Below are 17,715 nucleotides of genomic sequence, written 5' to 3' on the forward strand. Positions count from 1 at the left end.
CATAAGGACCCTTCTTCCCGATGAAATTTTGTGTGGTAACTTTATTTTATCAGAAGTGGTCCTTATTTTAATTTAAAATATTGAAAGCCGGTGAAATTTTACTCGTCGTAAAATTTCACCGGCTTTTTCATTTCAGAGGTGGGTTTTGTCCCAGCCTCTTTGTTTGATTTTTTCATAAAGAGGTGTTGGTTGCTTGCACACCAAAAGTGTTACTTTATCACAGGGCTTTAACCGTGGGATTACTCCACTAGTTACCTATCAGCTAATGACGTCTTGGCACATACTCAGATTGGACTTTCACGAATTAGCAATTAGCGGCATTGCTGGCACACATAAGAAAAGGCTGCTTTTTAGAAGCCAAATCCTTAAGTAATCCACCCTAAAATTGAACAACTGAGCAGCTTCAGAACAAATGTCACTTTTCAGGCTTCAGAATGGTTCTTTGTAAAGGAACGCCTCCCATAGAAATATTCCGTTCAATGAAAATATAGGGACGGCCATCAATGATAAATGTTCGATTTCCTTTATAACTGACCTCTCTCCCTTGTTTGGCAAGTTCATGCTCTATCGCTTTAACATACTCGCTAAAATTCATATACCTCTCATCGAAATCAATGGTAATATGGTCTTTTCGATATCCCATAAGCCAATTAAAACCAAGCAAGCCTAGCCCAAACATCGCTAAAAATAAAATTATTTCCATATTGATTTTCACCTCATTTTTTTTGATCGATTCCTTTCTCCATCTATGATTAATGTATGATTTATAAAATATATCGTTTCTAATAAACAATGAATTCAGCATAATCAACTTCAACCGAATAAACACTAGCAAAAATAACGACTTCTTTTAAAGAGCGCTAAGCTCTTAAAATTACGCTTTTTAATATTTCAATAGATTATATTGGTTCTTTATCAAGCTCTAAACCGTGATTTGCACCATCAACTACTTTTAATATCATAATTAAGAAAAGCTGCCTAAATGACAACTCATAACTTTAATCCAAGGACCAAACAAGCGAAGCATAAAAAAATGACTATAGGAAATGATACAACCGAGGTGGTCATTGTGGTTCGTAAAATATTGCTTTCATTAGTTTATATTTTTTTCCTGCTTAATCTATCAATAGTAAGTGCACAAAGCAGTAAGAATATTGAACTTCTTGATATTGAAAAAAATAAGATAACAAAAACAGCCCAAACTAATCCGGAGATACAATTAGAAGCTGAAACAATTATTAAAGAAATTGATGATGTTGTTAAAAAGTTAAAACCTGTCCCAGACAAAGGTTATATGATCAAAATACCCCTTGAGCCATCTTACCGATTAGACAATAAATGGATGAATGCAATGGTTGATGAAGTGATCATTATTATTCCAGAAAATGAAAAGCCATATTTACTAATATTCGATGATGAAAATAACCCTTATTTTTTTACGTTCGATACAACAATCGATCTGTTACGAAACACTTTAGATTTACCGCAATAATAGACCTCGTGTATCACAAACCTGCCCGTTATCACATAAAATTCGCCGCTGTTTTGAAAGTCTGGGCCATCACTATTTACGTCCGTGACTACAATAACAAATTAAAGAGAAACGCCTTCAAAATGTTCAACTGTTGGAAATGGGTCATAAAAATGATGCAGCTGTTTTTTCCATTCTTGATACTCTTTCGATTGCCTAAATCCAACTATATGGTCTTCTAATGATTCCCACTTTACCAGCAATAAATATTTCCCCTTAACTTCCATACATCGCTGCAGCTCAAGAGATATGTACCCTTTCATTGAAGAAATAATTTTTGAGGCTTCACGAAATGCTTCTTCATATTCTTCTTCCATCCCTTGCTTAACTTGCAGCATTACAGCTTCTAAAATCATGAAAATAACCCCTTTCCTAAATGTATATCTTTTTATAGGTTTTTCTTATTTTCCCATTTCACTTGCCTGTCTGGCTAGTCGAATATTTTAAAAAAACTGCCGCAGCAGTCCTTTCGCACACTGAGCTAGTACAAAGTTATCCCTTCTTTATCCCGAAAAAACAAAGTCTCTGACCTGTGGTCAAAGACTTTGCTTTTTAAAATATGATTTATTAAGTAAACCAATCAATATATTTCAGATAATATCCCTAACAGCACCCTTTGTTGCTGTTATATAAAGGTTTCCCAAAAAGCCAGGCTTTTAAGACACCTTATAATAATCATTAAAAACTATCATTCACACAACTCACATTGTGCTGATATCAATTACGAATCGATACTTCACATCTGAAGCTAATACTCGTTCGTAAGCTTCGTCAATCTGGTCGGCAGTAATGACTTCAATCTTAGGAACGATGTTATGCTTTGCACAGAAATCCAGCATTTCCTGAGTTTCACGGATGCCTCCAATCATTGAACCTGCAAATGAACGGCGATGACCAATAAGAGAGAACACATTTACTGACAATGGCTCTGCAGGGGCACCTACGTTTACCAATGTTCCGTCAAGAGTGAGCAGTGAGAAGTAAGCATCGATGTCGATCTTCGCACTTACCGTGTTAATAATTAAGTCAAAGGATCCGGCAAGTTTCCCGAATGTTTCCGGATCACTTGTGGCATAGTAGTGGTCTGCACCGAATTGCAAACCATCTTCCTTTTTATTCAATGTTTGTGAAAGAACGGTCACTTCTGCACCCATCGCATGGCCAATTTTTACAGCCATGTGGCCAAGACCGCCCATACCGACAACCGCTATTTTCTTTCCTGGACCAGCCCCCCAATGATTTAGCGGCGAATAGGTGGTAATCCCTGCACAAAGCAGTGGTGCTGCAGCGTCAAGCTCAATGCTATCAGGAATTCTGACGACGAAGTCCTCTGTTACGACAATGTGGGTAGAATAGCCGCCTTGTGTTGGCTCGCCGTATTTGTCCACACCAGCGTAGGTAGGGACATTTCCTTTGAGGCAATATTGTTCTTCTCCTTTACGGCAGTTATCACATTCGCCACAGGAGTCAACCATACATCCGACCCCTACCCGGTCACCAACCTTGTACTTTGTGACCTCGGCTCCTATATCTGTGACAATTCCTGCAATCTCGTGCCCGGGTACAAGCGGATAGCTCACGGGACCCCATTCTCCGTGTGCCGTATGGATGTCTGAATGGCATATTCCTGCATATTTAATTTCAATTAGAACATCATGCAAATCCAGGTCTCGCCTTTTAATTTCAGCCGCTCTAAACGGTTTGTCCGGACCGTCAACTGCTCGTGCTTTAGCAGTTATCATGAATTAAAACCTCCAATAATTATATGTTCAAGAGAATGGCTTGAACCAGGTATAAATGAAGATCCCATATGCCTGCTTCTTCTCTTCAAAAACCATGTTAATCCTTATAGTTAACTCTAGGGCAAGCGATAAATAAAAAATTTTTTCCCTATGAAGTGACTTTGACATACAGAAGATACCATGCTAACATCCCTTCATAACCTCTAGTTAACTCGAAGTCTATATCTATAAAAATAGGAGATTAATAATGAAGACATATTCGATTAGTGAAGTTGCAAAGGAATTAAATCTTACGGTATATACTCTTCGATACTACGACAAGGAGGGACTTATGCCTTTTGTCGAACGCACACCAAGTGGAAACCGATTGTTTAAAGAATCCGATATCAGCGCTTTAAGAGTAATTGAATGCCTGAAAGCCACAGGGATGCCTATTAAGGAAATTAAGAATTTCATTGATTGGTGTTCTGAAGGGGATTCCACGCTAAAGCAAAGATATGATATGTTCCTGGAACGAAAAGCAAATGTTGAAGCACAGATGGAGGAACTAAAAAAAACGATGGAAGTGATCGAGCATAAATGCTTCTACTACAAGACTGCATTGGATGCCGGAACAGAAGATATTCATAAAAAAGATAAAATAGAGATTAATAATTAATAGAAAGCCACCTGTATTTCATAAACTTTTCTATTTTTCAGTTGATCAATAGTAATATGCTATAGAATAATAATATGTTAACCTATTATTATTCTAGTTAACTTTTAAACGTAATCGTCCTGTCGACTGGGGGAATTTTATGTATAAGCTGCGCGGTCATCATCTTTTTTGCCTTTTGGGTTATCGGGGGATGGGCTATTCCCAGGAATATGTGGAAAATATGACACGCTTACATGAAACCTTGAGGACCAATCCCAAGACATGGATTCAGCTTGTAAAGGGACCTGATCAGCTGTGTGAAAAGTATCCTAACTCAGGTGAGTACCACTGCCATCACGACAATATTTATGAAAGAGATGCTGCTATTCTAGAGAAATTGGGGCTTAATATCGGGCAAATCCTATATTGGAAGGACATTGAGTCTAGCATCCAAAAGTATGTCGTGCCCTCTGATATTCAAACCATATGTGAAAGTTGTTCCTGGCGCTCCTACGGGGTTTGTGAAGAAGGTATTCAAGAGATTCTTGAAGGGAAGGGGCTAAGGGAGGTTAAATAAGCCTCCCTTTTAAATGTTCGTATTTTTGTAAATAGTACAATTAACGGAATGTATTCTCATATATCTATTCATTCTTGTAAATTAACCTTCCCCGTTAGCACAATAAAAAAAGCTGCCTAAATTGATGCTCCGGCCTTCAACTCATTAAAGCTGGTTCCAAGTTATGGTTTCTACATCTTTTATTTCCACTTCACCAATACTTAGTAAATGTGGAATGTAAGGAAACAAACCAAACCTGTTACCTTTTTCATTCTGAGTTTTGTAATATTCAAATGTATCTCTGGGCAGTCCTCTCATTTCTGTATAAGCCTCAATATCCAATAGCTTAATTTCATCCTCCTCAAGATCTTCAGCAGGACCTCTGTATTTTTCCTTTGTGTAAAGGTAATAAGCATTCTGATTATCTTTGAGTTTTTCAATGGGAATCTTGAAGAAGGGTTGAACCTCTTTTGTTTTTATACCTAAACTGGTTAATGCTTCATATACGTAATAAGGATGCATGGGTAAAAAATGAAGAACATCATTCCATAAGCAGTTAAGTTTAGGAATCTGCCTTGTCAGTAATTTTGATCTCTCTGGATGGTCAAAATACTTTTTTGTATAACTGTTATACAAGTTAGGATGAGCTTCTTTTAATGAATTCAGAGGAATTAGATTGTCTCCCTTCATCTCTTTTGGAACCATATGATATACAAAACTCTGCACGACAGCACCTCCAGGTTTTGATACTAATTCAACTAGAAATCCTTATTTTCCTGTTAGCTTAAGTGCATTTCTTCACAACCTTCTTTATATACTTTTTTATGAAAAGCCAATTCCCTTATTAAGTGGAATTCTATAATCTGGCCCTTTTCAGGAATAAGATGCTTTTCTTATTTCGTGGAGTAATAAGTAACTTGAATCATTTTAATGAAAAATCAATAATATTTATTTATAAATTAATTATTTTAACTTTTATAAAATAAAAATTAAATTTAATTATTTACAATTTCATTTTATCGATATATAATCAATTCAAATTAAAGGAAGGAATTTCAAAATGGCCTATAAAGTAATAACAAATTGTCCTGTCTGCAGCAAAACATTAAAGATTACAAAGCTGCAGTGCTCTCATTGTCACACTACGATTGAAAATGAATTTGAATTATCTAAGCTGGCCTCATTATCAAAGGATCAGCTTCATTTTGTGGAAGTATTTTTAACCTGTAGAGGGAATATCAAAGAAGTTGAAAAAGAACTGGGGATATCGTATCCGACGGTTCGAGGCAAGCTAACAGACATTATTTCATCTCTTGGATATGTGCAGAAGAAAAAAAATGAAGTAGACGAGAAAAAGGTTGTCACCATGCTGGAAAATGGCGAAATCACTCCAGAAGAAGCCATTAAGCTATTAAAAAATGAATAAGGAGGAATTTACCATGAAAGACGAAATTACAAGAGTGTTAACAATGGTGCAAGAAGGAAAAATTGATGCAGATAAGGGATCAGAACTGATCCAAGTATTAAAAGAGAAAGACGAAACAGGCAGTAAGCTATTAGAAAAACCGACTAAGTATTTAGATAAAACATTAAAAATTCGTGTTGTATCAACTGAAAATGATAACGTCACAGTCAATTTGCCCTTAAAACTTGTCAAGGTCGTATTAATGACTGGACACAGCATCGCGTCGAGTATTCCTCAATCAGAAAAATATGTAAAGGATATTGACATAAACCTTATTATTGAAGCTATTGAAAATGAGTTGGATGGCCAAATTGTTGATGTTAAGTCGGCAAACGGAGATACCGTTTCTGTCATCATTGAATAGTGATTTGCTTATGCTGTATATAAAAGTGAAAGCAAAAGACGTTCGGTTCACCATCCCAATTCCATACGCCATTTTAAACATCGCTTTTTCAATTTTGTCATCAAAACTTTTCCATCAATATGCAAACAAATGGACAAAAGAGCATTTCGAAAGAAAAAAACTGGGCTTTACTATTCCACTGATAGACAAAAAAACACTTAAGCCAATCGTGAAGGAACTGAAAAATCAAAAAGGGATCCTGCTGGTAGATGTCAAAGCTAAGGATGGTACTGAGATAAAGGTTAGACTATAATTTTTTATAGAACTACACTGGCTTTTTTATTTAACTCACGTATAGCGGCAGCGTCAGGAAACCACTTTTACTATGTAAAGAAAAGCCTAATTAAAACGTGTAATTTCTCGCTTACAATACTGAGAAATTAGACTTTGGCTACTTCATAAAAACCAGCATACCATATTATAAAATTCTATATCATCGAAAAATGTTGACAAACTATTAGCTGGTTTATTTCCCCATCACTACTTAGTTGATTAAACACTTGTAGTCATTCCATCACTTCTGCCCTTTCCTTCAATTAGCAATAGTGAATCTTCTTCGTATAAAAAACCGGGTGGTGCCAGAACTAGGCATCACCCGGTTTTTAGCATACTTATCAATCTTTAACAGTGTCTATAGGTTTATCAACACCTTCTTCAACCGCCCTATCTTCATGATTGGGTTTTACTCTTTTAATAAAGAAGGCTAGAATGAGTGCGATAACCGCAATGAATGCGGAAATGAAGAAGGTAAAGTTAATACCATGCAGCATCGCTTCATTCATGATTTTCTGCTGCATATCAGTAGCAGACTGTGCAGATGGCAGTGCTGCACTTGCACTCATATTGGCCATTGCGTCAGCAGCCAGCTCCTCTGCTTTCTCTTTCGTTCGGTTGTTCATGACGGTAATCAGCAAGGCGGAACCAATAGCACCAGATACCTGCTGCAGTGTATTGTTCATAGCGGTTCCGTGCGGATTATTTCTTGCTGGCAGCTGATTCAAACCATTTGTCATTACAGGCATCATGACCATGGACATTCCAAACATACGAAAAGTATACAGAACAACAAGGGTAGAATAAGCAGTTTTCATAAAATAGAATAGCGATCATGCCATATGGCGGTTTTTTTGTACAGCATTGGTTTCCTGCGACATATAGAATCACTTCTGCTTTCTATGCGAAGTTGGTTTATCGTATAAATCAAACTAAGTCAGGCTTGAATGAAACCTTCCCGCAATACGTTTCGCAAAAACGGGCTCGGTTCACCGACGCTGTAGAGCTGCAATTCATGCATAGCTCTGGTGCAGGCAGTATAGAAGAGTCGGCGCAGACTCTCATCTCCGTATACATGCTCCGATGCATCATAAATAATGACGGCTTCAAATTCGATGCCCTTTGACAAATACGACGGTACGACAACGACTCCTTGTTCATATTCAGTCGAGCTGCTCTTCAAGAGTTTAATGTCAACGATGCGGGACAGGGCTTCATATGCACGTAAACTTTCTTCAGCGGATTTGCATATGATCGCAATACTATTAAGGCTTTGACTACGTAAATCAGCGACTTTGGAGGCAATGCAGCTGTGCAGTTCTGCGTGATCGGTTACTTGTTTCAGCTCGGGCCGCTCACCACCCCGTTCAAAAGGAATAATCTTATCTCCATTCGGAACGAGTCGCCGTGTAAATTCAATGATCGGTTTGGTAGAGCGGTAGCTCCGTGCTATATTAATAACTTCCGTTTCATCCGGTCCGTAAAGGCTGGTAAGTGTGTTGAAATCAACATTTTCGCTGGCATGGGCGAAAATGGCCTGATTAAAGTCACCGAGCACCGTCATTCTTGCCGCAGGAAACAAGCGCTTCAAAAACTCAAATTGAAAGGGGGAATAATCCTGAGCCTCATCCACAACGATGTGTTTAATTGAGCTGTTCGTCTGAAAGCCTTGAATCAGCTCTTTCAAAAGTAAATACGAAGTAGCATCCTCATAAAAAAGTTTATCTTCATCCAGCATTTCAAGCGTTGTTTGACATATAGCCTCCCACTCCGCCGGCGTCTCTCCTTCAATCCAATGATTGATCTGATTAGAATCAGCAAAAAGCTGCTTGTATATCGCCTTAAAATCGATAAAACGAAGCGCCCGAATTCGTTTTCGCAGCGGCTTTAGCTTTTTTCGAACAATCAAGCGTGCTAACAGTTCAGGCTCGATATCATAATCATGAATCGACTCTCCTTTAAAGCCGCGTTTTTTTGCTAGGTAGGTATGTGCCTTATGATATTCCTCATTGCTAAGCAGCTCGATTTCCTCCTGCACCCATGGCTTAGTCCGTTCTACCTTTTCGGCTTCATTTATTTGCTTAATTAGCCAATCCTTCAATTTTTCAAGTCTATTATGGAAGCGGAGTGAGGAGTCATGACTGTAAAACCTTTCTGCTATTTGTTGTGCAGGAACGATTGGATTGCCTCTGAAGGTAATGTCTTTAAATAGCATTCCTGATGTTTCCAGTGATTGCCTATAGGATTGGATTGCCTCAAAAAAACGGGCAGATGCTTTAAAACGGATGCTCGCAAGCCTTGACGTGTAAGAAGGCGTATTCACCGCAGTTAAAACATATTCCAATTGCTCGTAAGGATTTTCAACATGGAATTCTTTACTCAGACGATGATCCAAATACTCCTGAAATGTGACCTGCTGCATATTCTCTTCACCAAGTTCTGGCAGCACATTGGACACGTAACTGCTAAACATGGAATTAGGCGAAAAAAGAATGATTTGATCAGCATTCAGATGATCTCGATATTTATAGAGCAAATAAGCAATCCGCTGCAGGGCAGCCGATGTCTTGCCGCTGCCAGCTGCACCATGAACAATGAGCAGCCTCCCGCGGTCATGACGGATAATCCGGTTTTGCTCCTGTTGAATAGTCGCTACGATATTGTGCATTTGTTTGTCAGTGCCTTTTCCCAGAACCTGCTGTAAAATTTCGTCTCCAATGGTGAGACTCGTATCGAACATGGATTCAAGAATGCCGCCGCGGATCAGATATTGCCACTTTTTCTCCAATGTGCCTTGGATTATGCCTCCAGGTGTTTCATACTTAACGGGACCAGGCTGGTAATCGTAGTAGACACTCGAAATCGGAGCCCTCCAGTCGTAAATAAGGAAATCATCGCCACTAGAATCACTAAGCGAGGAGATGCCAATATAGATTTGGTCCTGAGTTGAAGTACCTTCTTCCATAAAATCGATCCGGCCGAAGTAGGGAATCTCCTGCATTCGGCGCAGCGTGGACAATCGCTTGGTTGCATGCCTATGGGTGGTTTGGCTTACGGACAGAGCTTGAGCCTCCTGCCTTAAGCCGATGATGGTCTCAAGGTAATCATCAAAGGTATCCGTATTTACTTTGATTTCATCCCAAAAGTGTTTGCGGATCTGAACCACTTCGTTTTTTCGCCTGGAGGTTTCTTCTTCTAATTTGTTCATTTCCTCTGTAATGTTCTCCATTACACTGTCCAATCGTTTTTGCTCCTGCTGAAGTTTTGAATTCATGCAAACACTCCTCGAAAAAATTTTTTATTAAAAGAGTTGACTACAGACCGGTGGACATTGTATAATTAAAATAGGGATAATATACATAAATACTTAAAAGTAATGCACACCTATATAAATTTACCACATATTCTCTATCTATTCAATGACTTTTAATAAGAAAAAAGAGCAGTGTTTTACGTTTCCAGCGTAAACACTGCTCTTTTTCTTATTCTGTTAACCTGTCAGTTTGTATAAGGTCACCCAATATTTTTGGTTGACCATTTCTCCTGGCTAGCCGCTTATCTTCGGGTTTAAATTATTTCTGGCTTCTTTTCATGACATTAAGGCTTGTTTTTTAATTTAATGATTTCAAAAGCTGCCTGTTCAGCTGACTGAAGGGCACCTTCAAGATGGCCGCCATATTGTGAATTCGTCTCAGTACCAGCAAAAATAATTTTCTTTTCCCATACCCCAGCTTTTGGCGGCTGACCATAACTCGGAAAATCCCTAAGCGGGTCCAGGTCTTCCTCAACTGCAGTTTCGGAATCTTCGGCCCAATCCTTATAAAGGATAGCCTTTACGTTTTGGGCGGAGGTTCCAAATAGCCTAACCAATTGGCCGATGACCAACTCCAAGACCTTTTCCTTTCCCAGTTCCCGGCGCGTTTTTGCTGGCATTCCGAAGAAACCAAATAAAGCGCCAGATCCTGTTTCAGGAGAAGCATCATGGATTTCCTGCAGAGGTCCAACCCAGCTCGATGCGAAGCCAGAGAGCCCTGATTCTCTCCAAAAGGGGCGATCATAGACGGCAACCGCCTTAGCCTGCCCTGCCATCCATGTCGGTTTGCCAGCAAGGTCAGTCATTAGATTTGCAGGGAGAGAAGGAAAGAATTCAATATGACGAGCCACAATCCGGGGCGGCAGCCCTATGATAACAGCACCTGCAGTTACCTTTTTTCTCTCTCCATCAGCAAGGGCTGCTTCAACGGTTATAGTACCAGCTTCATCTTGTCGAATGGCTGTTACGCGCGTTTCTAACTCGACAACCCCCGAGGGAATAGTATCTGCTACAGCCTTAATAAGGGACTGCACACCTCCTGTAAATCGAATCGACCTCGCTCCAGCATTTTCCGGCAGTACATAACGCTCTGGCGGTTCGTCTTGGAATCGTTCGGAAAGCATTGCCCCTTTGGTGTACTGAACGAAAGTTCCTAAATTCAGTTCTTTCACAAGGCTGGTAATCGCGCTCTCAAACTCAGGCCAGAACCATGTCGGCCCGAGGTCAAATTTGCCCAGGTCAGGTCTGTTTGGATCAGAAACGCTCAAGACCCTGCCGCCAATCCGATCTCTAGCTTCTAGAACCTTACATTGGATGCCCTGTGCAGCAAGTAAAGACGCAGCCCGGAGGCCACTTAACCCAGCTCCAACTATGACTACAGGATTGTTCACATTCTTTCCTCCTTCCAAACGTGTTTATGCTGTATGAATGCACATGTGATAAAGCTATTTCTTTTTTATAATCGTCTTTTCTAAATGAGTTTTCCCTATGAGACAAAATACCTTACTTCGCTCGATAGATACCGGCCCAATTTTATCAAGATGGCTTCCAGGCCATCGGATAATTTTCAAAAGAATTAATCGACTGATACGCATCCTTTATCAACATTTTTTACAATAAAGTCATTATAACCCTTGCCGCTTTTTTGTACTAACCTTCCCTCTAGCACAATAAGAAAAAGCTGCCTGGTTTGGCAGCTGAACTTGAATTAAAGTGCCCTTTAGTTTATGTACATTTTGCATGAATGCGTTATTCTTATGCAGCAACCCTGTCCTACTTTTTCATCTATTTAAAAAGCAAAACCCTATAAAGGTTCTGGTTGCTTACTCATTAACAGTGCGCCCGTCAAGCCGATAAATTGCATGCGTGAACTAAAATCAGATAACGCTTTCGTATATAAATAATAGATTGGTTTCATCATAGCCTCCCAAAGAATGGCGGCTAAAAGAAGTGTACGTCCCCCTTATTAAGGGCGTACACTGATGATTGATTGTATAATCATACCTCCTCAAAAATCATAAATAAAAAACTAGAGCGGAAGGGACGTGCTTCCATTGCCCGCCTTATTTCCCTTTTATTATATGTTTATCTTTTCTAAAAAGTATAAGGGGGAATAAAGGACCATACTCACCCCCTATTCAAATGATAGATTAACTGGACAACGCCTGAGGAGAACGACCTTGTATTTACCAATTTCAAATTTAATCTCGTTTGTATATCATGAAACAACGGTTTTCCTTCTCCCAAAATAACAGGATGAACAGATAGTCTAAACTCATCAACAAGCCCTAAATTTATAAAACCGGTAATAAGACTGGCTCCACCATATAGCCAGATGTCTTTACCAGGCTTATTCTTTAACTTATTGACTTCTTCCACTATCTGATCATTTATAAATATCGCTTGATTATCCGTTCCTTTAAGCGATCTGGAAAACACATATTTTTGTTTGCTATGAACTGCTTCCCACATTTCTCTTTCAGTTTCAGGATCTTCTGTTTCTGGAGTAAATTGTCCCCATAGCTCATAGCTTTTTCTTCCATATAAAATGGCATCAATTTGATTTAAGAAATGACCAAACTCCATGTCCGGGTCCATTATGCACCAATCAACTTCTCCATTTTTCCCTTCAATAAAGCCATCTAACGTAACTGCTAAATCTAAAATGATTCTTCTCTGCTTTCCCTCCATAGACAAAGCTCCGCCTCCTTTTATGTATTATTTTTCCGCTTCATAACAATAGAAAAAACTCGCACAAGCTTGGCGAGCTTTCTTATCATAAGGCTGTTTTCGCAAACTTTGTTGCTTTTTAAACAAATATTGTAGAGAGGTTGATTTCCGCTCCAGGCTGCTCGCTTTCCGCGGGGTGGGCGGTGAGCCTCCTCGGCGCGCTGCACCTGTGGGGTCTCACCTGTCCCACTCCTCGCGCAGGACTTTAAATAAGCTTCCTTGAAAAAACACCGCACGAAGGAAATGCGATAGCATTTTCGAGGAGCTCGCACCTTACGCTCCAATCAACCTAATTGTTCTATTCATAAATCTATTCAAAAACAACAATCTTTTAGAAAACAGCCTATCATAATCACCTGATAGCAGATGAATCATAAAAATTTTTCTTTAGACCAGCCGTTAATATTTAGCTATCTGTATAAAATTCAGACCCTTAGTGAGCCACGGAAACCCCTTGCACCATAGTAGGAATCTGCTCCGTTGTGGTACATAAAGACAGTGTCGTAGCGACGGTCACAAAAGATAGCCCCGCCCAGTTTTCGAATATGAGCAGGTGTTTGCACCCAGCTCGACGTTTTCTTATCGAAATCATCTAACTTCTGCAGCTCCCGGTATTGTCCCTCTGTTAAAAGCTCAATGCCCATGGCAGCGGCCATATCGATCGCATTGTTTTCTGGTTTATGCTTTTTCCTTGCCTCCAGTGCTTCACGGTCGAAGCAAACACTTCTGCGGCCTTTAGGACTTTCCGCTGAACAATCATAAAAAATGTATTCATCCTTCTCTTGATCATAGCCCACAACATCCGGCTCACCGCCTGTTTTTTCCATTTCATTGAGTGACCACAATTTTTCCGTATGAGCTTCAAGCTTAGCTTGTACTTTAGCCCATTCAAGCTCTTCATGGCGGTGCCTATTTTTTCCAAAACGGGCTTTCAATGTTTGGAGTAATTCTTCACGTTCGTCTAGTGACAACTCCTTTTTATTGCTCTTTGTCATGTTAGTTTCCTCCTTAATCATAATGGCTTTCTCTATATGTAGATATTTTTTCATGCAAATAGCTATGTGAATTCAGTTTACAATACAGTATGTAATTGAGTAAACCCACTCCTCCACAAACTGACTCGATACAAATAAAAAGAGATTACTTGGACTTCCTCGTTATCACAATAAAAGATGCTGACCAGTCCGGTTATATTAAAGAGACAGCTTCTTTATCATCGTATTTTAGGATGTTCTATTAGGTTCTCCGCCTTAATGGCATAACCTCCTGCTTCATAAGATATATTTATAGAAATTAACGTTTTTATTGGGGGGAGAAAATGAAAAACATCATTTTGTTTGCAGACCCTGGAATTGATGATTCCATTGCCATCATATATGCCCTTCTTAATCCAAAAATAAATATATTAGCGATCGTGTCCAGCTATGGGAACGTTACAAAAGAACAAGCAACAGACAACATTGCCTATTTACTCAAACTGGCCGGCAGAACGGATATCCCTATTATTGGAGGAGCTAATATTCCTTCATCCGGGGAGACTCCCAGGTTCTATCCTGAAATTCATGGCGAAGAGGGATTAGGTCCAATACGTCCCCCGGAAGAAGTAAAGGGAGAATTAACCAATTTCTCGGAGCTCTACAACATCATAAGAGAGAACCAAGATATAACAGTAGTCGATGTGGGGAGAAATACCTCTTTAGCTTCCCTTTTTCAATTAGGGGAAAATATATCAGATAGCATCAAGGAATTTTTTATAATGGGAGGAGCTTTCATGGTTCCTGGAAATGTAACCCCCTCAGCAGAAGCCAATTTCTATGGTGACCCTATCGCCTCTCAGCTGGTACTGACAAATTTAGATCATGTATATGTTGTTCCGCTCAACGTCACGAACAGGGCGATCATCACAATGGAGCATATTAAAATGATTCAGGAGATAACTGACAACCCAGTTATTGAGATTATGGATGAGGTCATGGAGTTCTATATAGAGGCATATAAAAAACTCATCCCCGGCATTAATGGCGCCCCCCTACATGATGTTTTAACACTCTTCCTTATGGTCAATCCGGACATGGGCCGTACGATTAGAAGAGAGGTGAATATATTAACATCGAATGATGGAAAAGGTACGTCCATTGCGGATTTAAGAGTCAGTTCCAAGCCTTCTGATAAGAATATAAACATTTTTCTGGATTTTAATTATCAGGAATTTCTTGAAGATTTTATAAGTGTTATGAGCTCTTCAGAAAATTCGTAAGCAGCAAAAATAAGGTGCCTGTCCGCTTATAAGGCAACTGAGGTCAGGCACCTATCTGCTAGACATTTTCCGTAATTTAAATAAACTCATTTTCTCCTCCAAATCTCCATCTTCCTTCCAAACGATAAAAAAGAGAAGTTCAGATTCCTTATCATAGTATCCGCAGTCATCACGGCACTCCCAATAAATGTAACCGCCCTTATCGATCGAGGGAAAACTCATATTATTATAGTGTGGATGAAAAGCAGCTTCTGCACTTTGAATTTTTTCTTTTCCTTTATACCTAACCTCAATGGTATAGCTGACATTAAGTCCAGCCAATTTAGAGTTAATCTCTACGTACCAATTTTCGTCTTCCCCCATATACCTAACCGTTTTGGTTTTAACCATCAACTCATAGAATGAAAACAACAGAAGGAATACGATTAATAATCCAATTAGTTTTTTATACATAAATTAAAACACCTCTTATCTAAGAGATGTTTCCTTTTCCAAAATATGACTGATTGCATACCTATTAAAACCTTTGAAACTATACCCTGACCCTGGAGCATCCTTTTATCCTTAAGCTTATCTGTTTGACTTCCAATAACGAAAGGAGTATATTAATTGATGCATCAATAATTGACCTATCAATCATTAAAAAGGTGGAGGATGCTTTGAATAATTTTTCCAAGGAAGAAGAGCTCATTGCCCAGCGGCTGTTTGAGCTTAATAAACAGACCTTGCCGAAGTTTGAACGCTGCACAGGGATCAGCCAGTCACGGCTTGAGATTCTGCGCGAGCTTTTCGAAGCAGAGGAAATCACCCAGCGCGCGCTTCAAAAGAAGGTAAATATTGACCATGCAGCTGTTACCAGGCATCTTAAGCAGCTTGAAGAAAAAGGAATGGTCATCCGCCGAAAAAACCCTGAGGATAACCGCTTTACTTATGTCCGCCTGACCGAAGAGGGCAAGATGAAAATCGCTGCATACTGCGAAGAAAAGCAGCGTTTTATTGGCAATGTCCTAAAGGGATTTTCAAATGAAGAGCGTACAACGCTTTTAGATATGCTTACACGCATTCAGGAGAATATAGAGAACATTTAATGACACCACGAAAAGGGAGAGTTCATCATGATTAAAACAGCCATAAACGACTTTAAAGAAATTGTGACAGGACGCCGTTCCATCCGCAATTACGATCCTAACGTAAAAATCAGCAGAGAAGAAATGGCCGAAATCCTGGAGGAAGCCGCTTTAGCTCCTTCCTCCGTTAATCTGCAGCCATGGCGCTTTGTGGTTATTGATTCAAAAGAAGGCAAAGAAACATTAGCTCCGCTGGCAAAATTTAATCAAAGACAAGTCCAGACTTCTGCAGCGGTTATTGCCGTTTTTGTGGATATGAAAAGCGAAGCATTTATCGAAACGATTTATAATACAGCCGTGGATAAAGGCTACATGCCTGCGGAGGTAAGAGATCAGCAAGTTCCAGCCATCAAGGGTCTGGTAGAAGCCATGACATTTGAACAAAAGAAGGAAATGAACCTGATCGATGCCGGCCTCGTTTCCATGCAGCTGATGCTTGCGGCCCGTGCGCATGGCTTTGACACAAATCCAATCGGCGGCTATGAAAAAGACCGCATTGCGGAAGCCTTCGACCTGGATAAAGAACGCTACTACCCTGTTATGCTCATTTCAATCGGCAAAGCCGCTGACCAGGGATACAAATCCGTCCGCTTGCCTGTTGAGACGATCACTGAATGGAAATAAATCTAGAGGAGGACTTGAAAAATGATTATTATTCATGCAGATTTTCAAATTCAGCCCGAACAGGAAAACGACTTCCTGGCTGAAATCCGCCCGTTAATTGAAGCTTCAAGGGCAGAGGAAGGCAATATTTCTTATGACCTTTTAAAAGATGCAGAAAAAGCCGGATCCTACACGATGGTAGAATTGTGGAAGGACATGAATGCTGTGAAATTCCATAATCAAACGGAACACTTTACCGGATTCACCGGGAAGGCTCAGCAGTTTATGGCTGCTCCTCCGCAGGTAAAGCTATATAATGCGGATGCAGTAAAATAAGGATCTATTATAACAAAAACGCTTGGATTCCAAGCGTTTTTGTGTTTTTACTTTATTTTATTTTCAACAGCAAAGGCAAACTCGGCCTTTCCTTGACTTACTTCCTGCTAGTCTTCCTTCTTCACCCATTCATCCTCTTCATTTTTCTCATACTTTTTCTTCACGGCACTCCAGGCAACCTTAAAGGCCGTTTCCTCCTCCTCATACTCCTCGCTTGCCGAGTTAAAGGCCTCCTTAAAAATTTCCTGTGCGTGATGCGGCAGATTGTCTTTAACAGATTCCGGCAGCTCGCTCAGTTGATCATATGGCATGAAGATTCCTCCTCTGCTTCTATTCTGTTAGGTATTTTTCCTGAAAAGGCTGTTTTCAAACACTTTTCGCCCAAAGAGCAATCAGCCATTATTCCACAAAAAGACGCTTGGGATTTAAAAACCCCAAGCGTCTATATTCTTGGCTATTAAAAAAACTGCACCAATAATCTCTACACACTGATTGCAATATTAAATGAATAAAGGGATTTCTAATCCTATTTTACTTTTTGTTTTCTTTATGATCATACGCAATCAGAATGACCTCTTCTCCCTTTTCCTCGCTTAACTGTTTTTCCAGGTTATACACCTGCTTCAAATCTCCATCCGATAAATGTGCAAATTGATATTGCTTATCCATTTTCATCACCTTTTCAAAAAGTTTTCAGGATACATAAAGTATGTGTTTTCTAAGCATTTTTATACAAAAAAGC

At 39.6% G+C, this 17,715-nt stretch carries 21 protein-coding genes and 1 pseudogene; 10 read left to right on the top strand and 12 right to left on the bottom strand.

The genetic code is table 11. The features are described from left to right. Positions 1-415: 415 nt before the first annotated feature. Complete coding sequence (locus tag J7I93_RS15715) at positions 416-703, bottom strand: hypothetical protein (protein ID WP_214726809.1); 288 nt, start codon at positions 701-703, stop codon at positions 416-418. Positions 704-1,069: 366 nt separating this feature from the next. Here J7I93_RS15715 and J7I93_RS15720 point away from each other — a divergent pair, with 366 nt between their 5' ends. Continuing rightward, entirely contained in the window at positions 1,070-1,492 is a 423-nt protein-coding gene (locus J7I93_RS15720) for a hypothetical protein (RefSeq protein ID WP_214726810.1), read from the top strand. Positions 1,493-1,593: 101 nt separating this feature from the next. Here the strand turns inward: J7I93_RS15720 and J7I93_RS15725 are convergent, their stop codons facing one another. After that, positions 1,594-1,887, bottom strand: coding sequence for an antibiotic biosynthesis monooxygenase family protein (locus tag J7I93_RS15725; protein ID WP_214726811.1), 294 nt, complete (start codon positions 1,885-1,887; stop codon positions 1,594-1,596). Between the two features lie 345 nt (positions 1,888-2,232). Further along, on the bottom strand, positions 2,233-3,273 hold the full coding sequence (locus J7I93_RS15730) for an NAD(P)-dependent alcohol dehydrogenase (protein ID WP_214726812.1): 1,041 nt from the start codon (positions 3,271-3,273) through the stop codon (positions 2,233-2,235). A gap of 247 nt (positions 3,274-3,520) precedes the next feature. Between J7I93_RS15730 and J7I93_RS15735 the strand changes: the two genes are divergently transcribed. Both J7I93_RS15735 and J7I93_RS15740 read left to right on the top strand, forming a co-directional pair. Continuing rightward, complete coding sequence (locus J7I93_RS15735) at positions 3,521-3,931, top strand: MerR family transcriptional regulator (RefSeq protein ID WP_214726813.1); 411 nt, start codon at positions 3,521-3,523, stop codon at positions 3,929-3,931. A 139-nt stretch (positions 3,932-4,070) separates the two neighbouring features. Beyond that, positions 4,071-4,487 (top strand): DUF1284 domain-containing protein, encoded by a 417-nt coding sequence (locus J7I93_RS15740; RefSeq protein ID WP_214726814.1) that lies wholly within the window; start codon positions 4,071-4,073, stop codon positions 4,485-4,487. Positions 4,488-4,631: 144 nt separating this feature from the next. Here the strand turns inward: J7I93_RS15740 and J7I93_RS15745 are convergent, their stop codons facing one another. Next, on the bottom strand, positions 4,632-5,192 hold the full coding sequence (locus J7I93_RS15745; protein WP_214988242.1) for a hypothetical protein: 561 nt from the start codon (positions 5,190-5,192) through the stop codon (positions 4,632-4,634). A gap of 334 nt (positions 5,193-5,526) precedes the next feature. Between J7I93_RS15745 and J7I93_RS15750 the strand changes: the two genes are divergently transcribed. From J7I93_RS15750 to J7I93_RS15760, 3 genes are read left to right on the top strand one after another with little or no spacing between them, the layout of a single operon-like run. Further along, complete coding sequence (locus J7I93_RS15750) at positions 5,527-5,892, top strand: DUF2089 domain-containing protein (protein ID WP_214726815.1); 366 nt, start codon at positions 5,527-5,529, stop codon at positions 5,890-5,892. Between the two features lie 13 nt (positions 5,893-5,905). Continuing rightward, positions 5,906-6,295: an SHOCT-like domain-containing protein gene (locus J7I93_RS15755; RefSeq protein ID WP_214726816.1), complete on the top strand. Its 390-nt coding sequence runs from the start codon at positions 5,906-5,908 to the stop codon at positions 6,293-6,295. 10 nt (positions 6,296-6,305) lie between these two features. Next, positions 6,306-6,587 carry a hypothetical protein gene (locus J7I93_RS15760; RefSeq protein ID WP_214726817.1) on the top strand — a complete coding sequence of 94 codons (282 nt, stop codon included), beginning with the start codon at positions 6,306-6,308 and terminating at the stop codon, positions 6,585-6,587. 361 nt (positions 6,588-6,948) lie between these two features. On the opposite strand, the pseudogene J7I93_RS15765 reads toward J7I93_RS15760, so the two are convergent. The 5 genes and pseudogenes from J7I93_RS15765 to J7I93_RS15785 form a co-directional block, all read right to left on the bottom strand. Continuing rightward, a pseudogene (locus J7I93_RS15765) lies at positions 6,949-7,389 on the bottom strand (MFS transporter); the annotation flags it as partial. A gap of 155 nt (positions 7,390-7,544) precedes the next feature. Beyond that, positions 7,545-9,881 carry an RNA polymerase recycling motor HelD gene (gene helD, locus J7I93_RS15770; RefSeq protein WP_214726818.1) on the bottom strand — a complete coding sequence of 779 codons (2,337 nt, stop codon included), beginning with the start codon at positions 9,879-9,881 and terminating at the stop codon, positions 7,545-7,547. A gap of 323 nt (positions 9,882-10,204) precedes the next feature. Then, a complete protein-coding gene (locus tag J7I93_RS15775; protein ID WP_214726819.1) occupies positions 10,205-11,311 on the bottom strand; it encodes a flavin monoamine oxidase family protein in 1,107 nt (368 codons plus the stop codon). A gap of 736 nt (positions 11,312-12,047) precedes the next feature. Continuing rightward, positions 12,048-12,611, bottom strand: a complete 564-nt coding sequence (locus J7I93_RS15780; RefSeq protein WP_483297141.1) for a dihydrofolate reductase family protein — start codon at positions 12,609-12,611, stop codon at positions 12,048-12,050. 464 nt (positions 12,612-13,075) lie between these two features. Beyond that, positions 13,076-13,645, bottom strand: coding sequence for a DUF4256 domain-containing protein (locus tag J7I93_RS15785; RefSeq protein ID WP_214726821.1), 570 nt, complete (start codon positions 13,643-13,645; stop codon positions 13,076-13,078). A gap of 323 nt (positions 13,646-13,968) precedes the next feature. On the opposite strand from J7I93_RS15785, the gene J7I93_RS15790 reads away from it, so the two are divergent. Then, positions 13,969-14,907 (top strand): nucleoside hydrolase, encoded by a 939-nt coding sequence (locus J7I93_RS15790; RefSeq protein WP_214726822.1) that lies wholly within the window; start codon positions 13,969-13,971, stop codon positions 14,905-14,907. A gap of 51 nt (positions 14,908-14,958) precedes the next feature. Here J7I93_RS15790 and J7I93_RS15795 read toward each other — a convergent pair whose 3' ends face one another. Continuing rightward, the gene (locus J7I93_RS15795; RefSeq protein ID WP_214726823.1) at positions 14,959-15,360 is read right to left on the bottom strand and encodes a hypothetical protein; all 402 of its coding nucleotides are present in this window, start codon (positions 15,358-15,360) and stop codon (positions 14,959-14,961) included. Between the two features lie 206 nt (positions 15,361-15,566). On the opposite strand from J7I93_RS15795, the gene J7I93_RS15800 reads away from it, so the two are divergent. From J7I93_RS15800 to J7I93_RS15810, 3 genes are read left to right on the top strand one after another with little or no spacing between them, the layout of a single operon-like run. Further along, on the top strand, positions 15,567-15,995 hold the full coding sequence (locus J7I93_RS15800) for a MarR family winged helix-turn-helix transcriptional regulator (protein WP_214726824.1): 429 nt from the start codon (positions 15,567-15,569) through the stop codon (positions 15,993-15,995). 27 nt (positions 15,996-16,022) lie between these two features. Further along, positions 16,023-16,658, top strand: coding sequence for a nitroreductase family protein (locus J7I93_RS15805; RefSeq protein ID WP_214726825.1), 636 nt, complete (start codon positions 16,023-16,025; stop codon positions 16,656-16,658). A gap of 21 nt (positions 16,659-16,679) precedes the next feature. Next, positions 16,680-16,973 carry a putative quinol monooxygenase gene (locus J7I93_RS15810; protein ID WP_214726826.1) on the top strand — a complete coding sequence of 98 codons (294 nt, stop codon included), beginning with the start codon at positions 16,680-16,682 and terminating at the stop codon, positions 16,971-16,973. 107 nt (positions 16,974-17,080) lie between these two features. Here J7I93_RS15810 and J7I93_RS15815 read toward each other — a convergent pair whose 3' ends face one another. Both J7I93_RS15815 and J7I93_RS15820 read right to left on the bottom strand, forming a co-directional pair. Next, positions 17,081-17,284, bottom strand: coding sequence for a ChaB family protein (locus J7I93_RS15815; protein WP_214726827.1), 204 nt, complete (start codon positions 17,282-17,284; stop codon positions 17,081-17,083). Between the two features lie 220 nt (positions 17,285-17,504). After that, positions 17,505-17,642, bottom strand: coding sequence for a hypothetical protein (locus J7I93_RS15820; protein WP_214726828.1), 138 nt, complete (start codon positions 17,640-17,642; stop codon positions 17,505-17,507). Positions 17,643-17,715: the final 73 nt, after the last annotated feature.

This window comes from Bacillus sp. ISL-47, assembly GCF_018613175.1.
Classification (GTDB): Bacteria; Bacillota; Bacilli; order Bacillales; family Cytobacillaceae; genus Cytobacillus.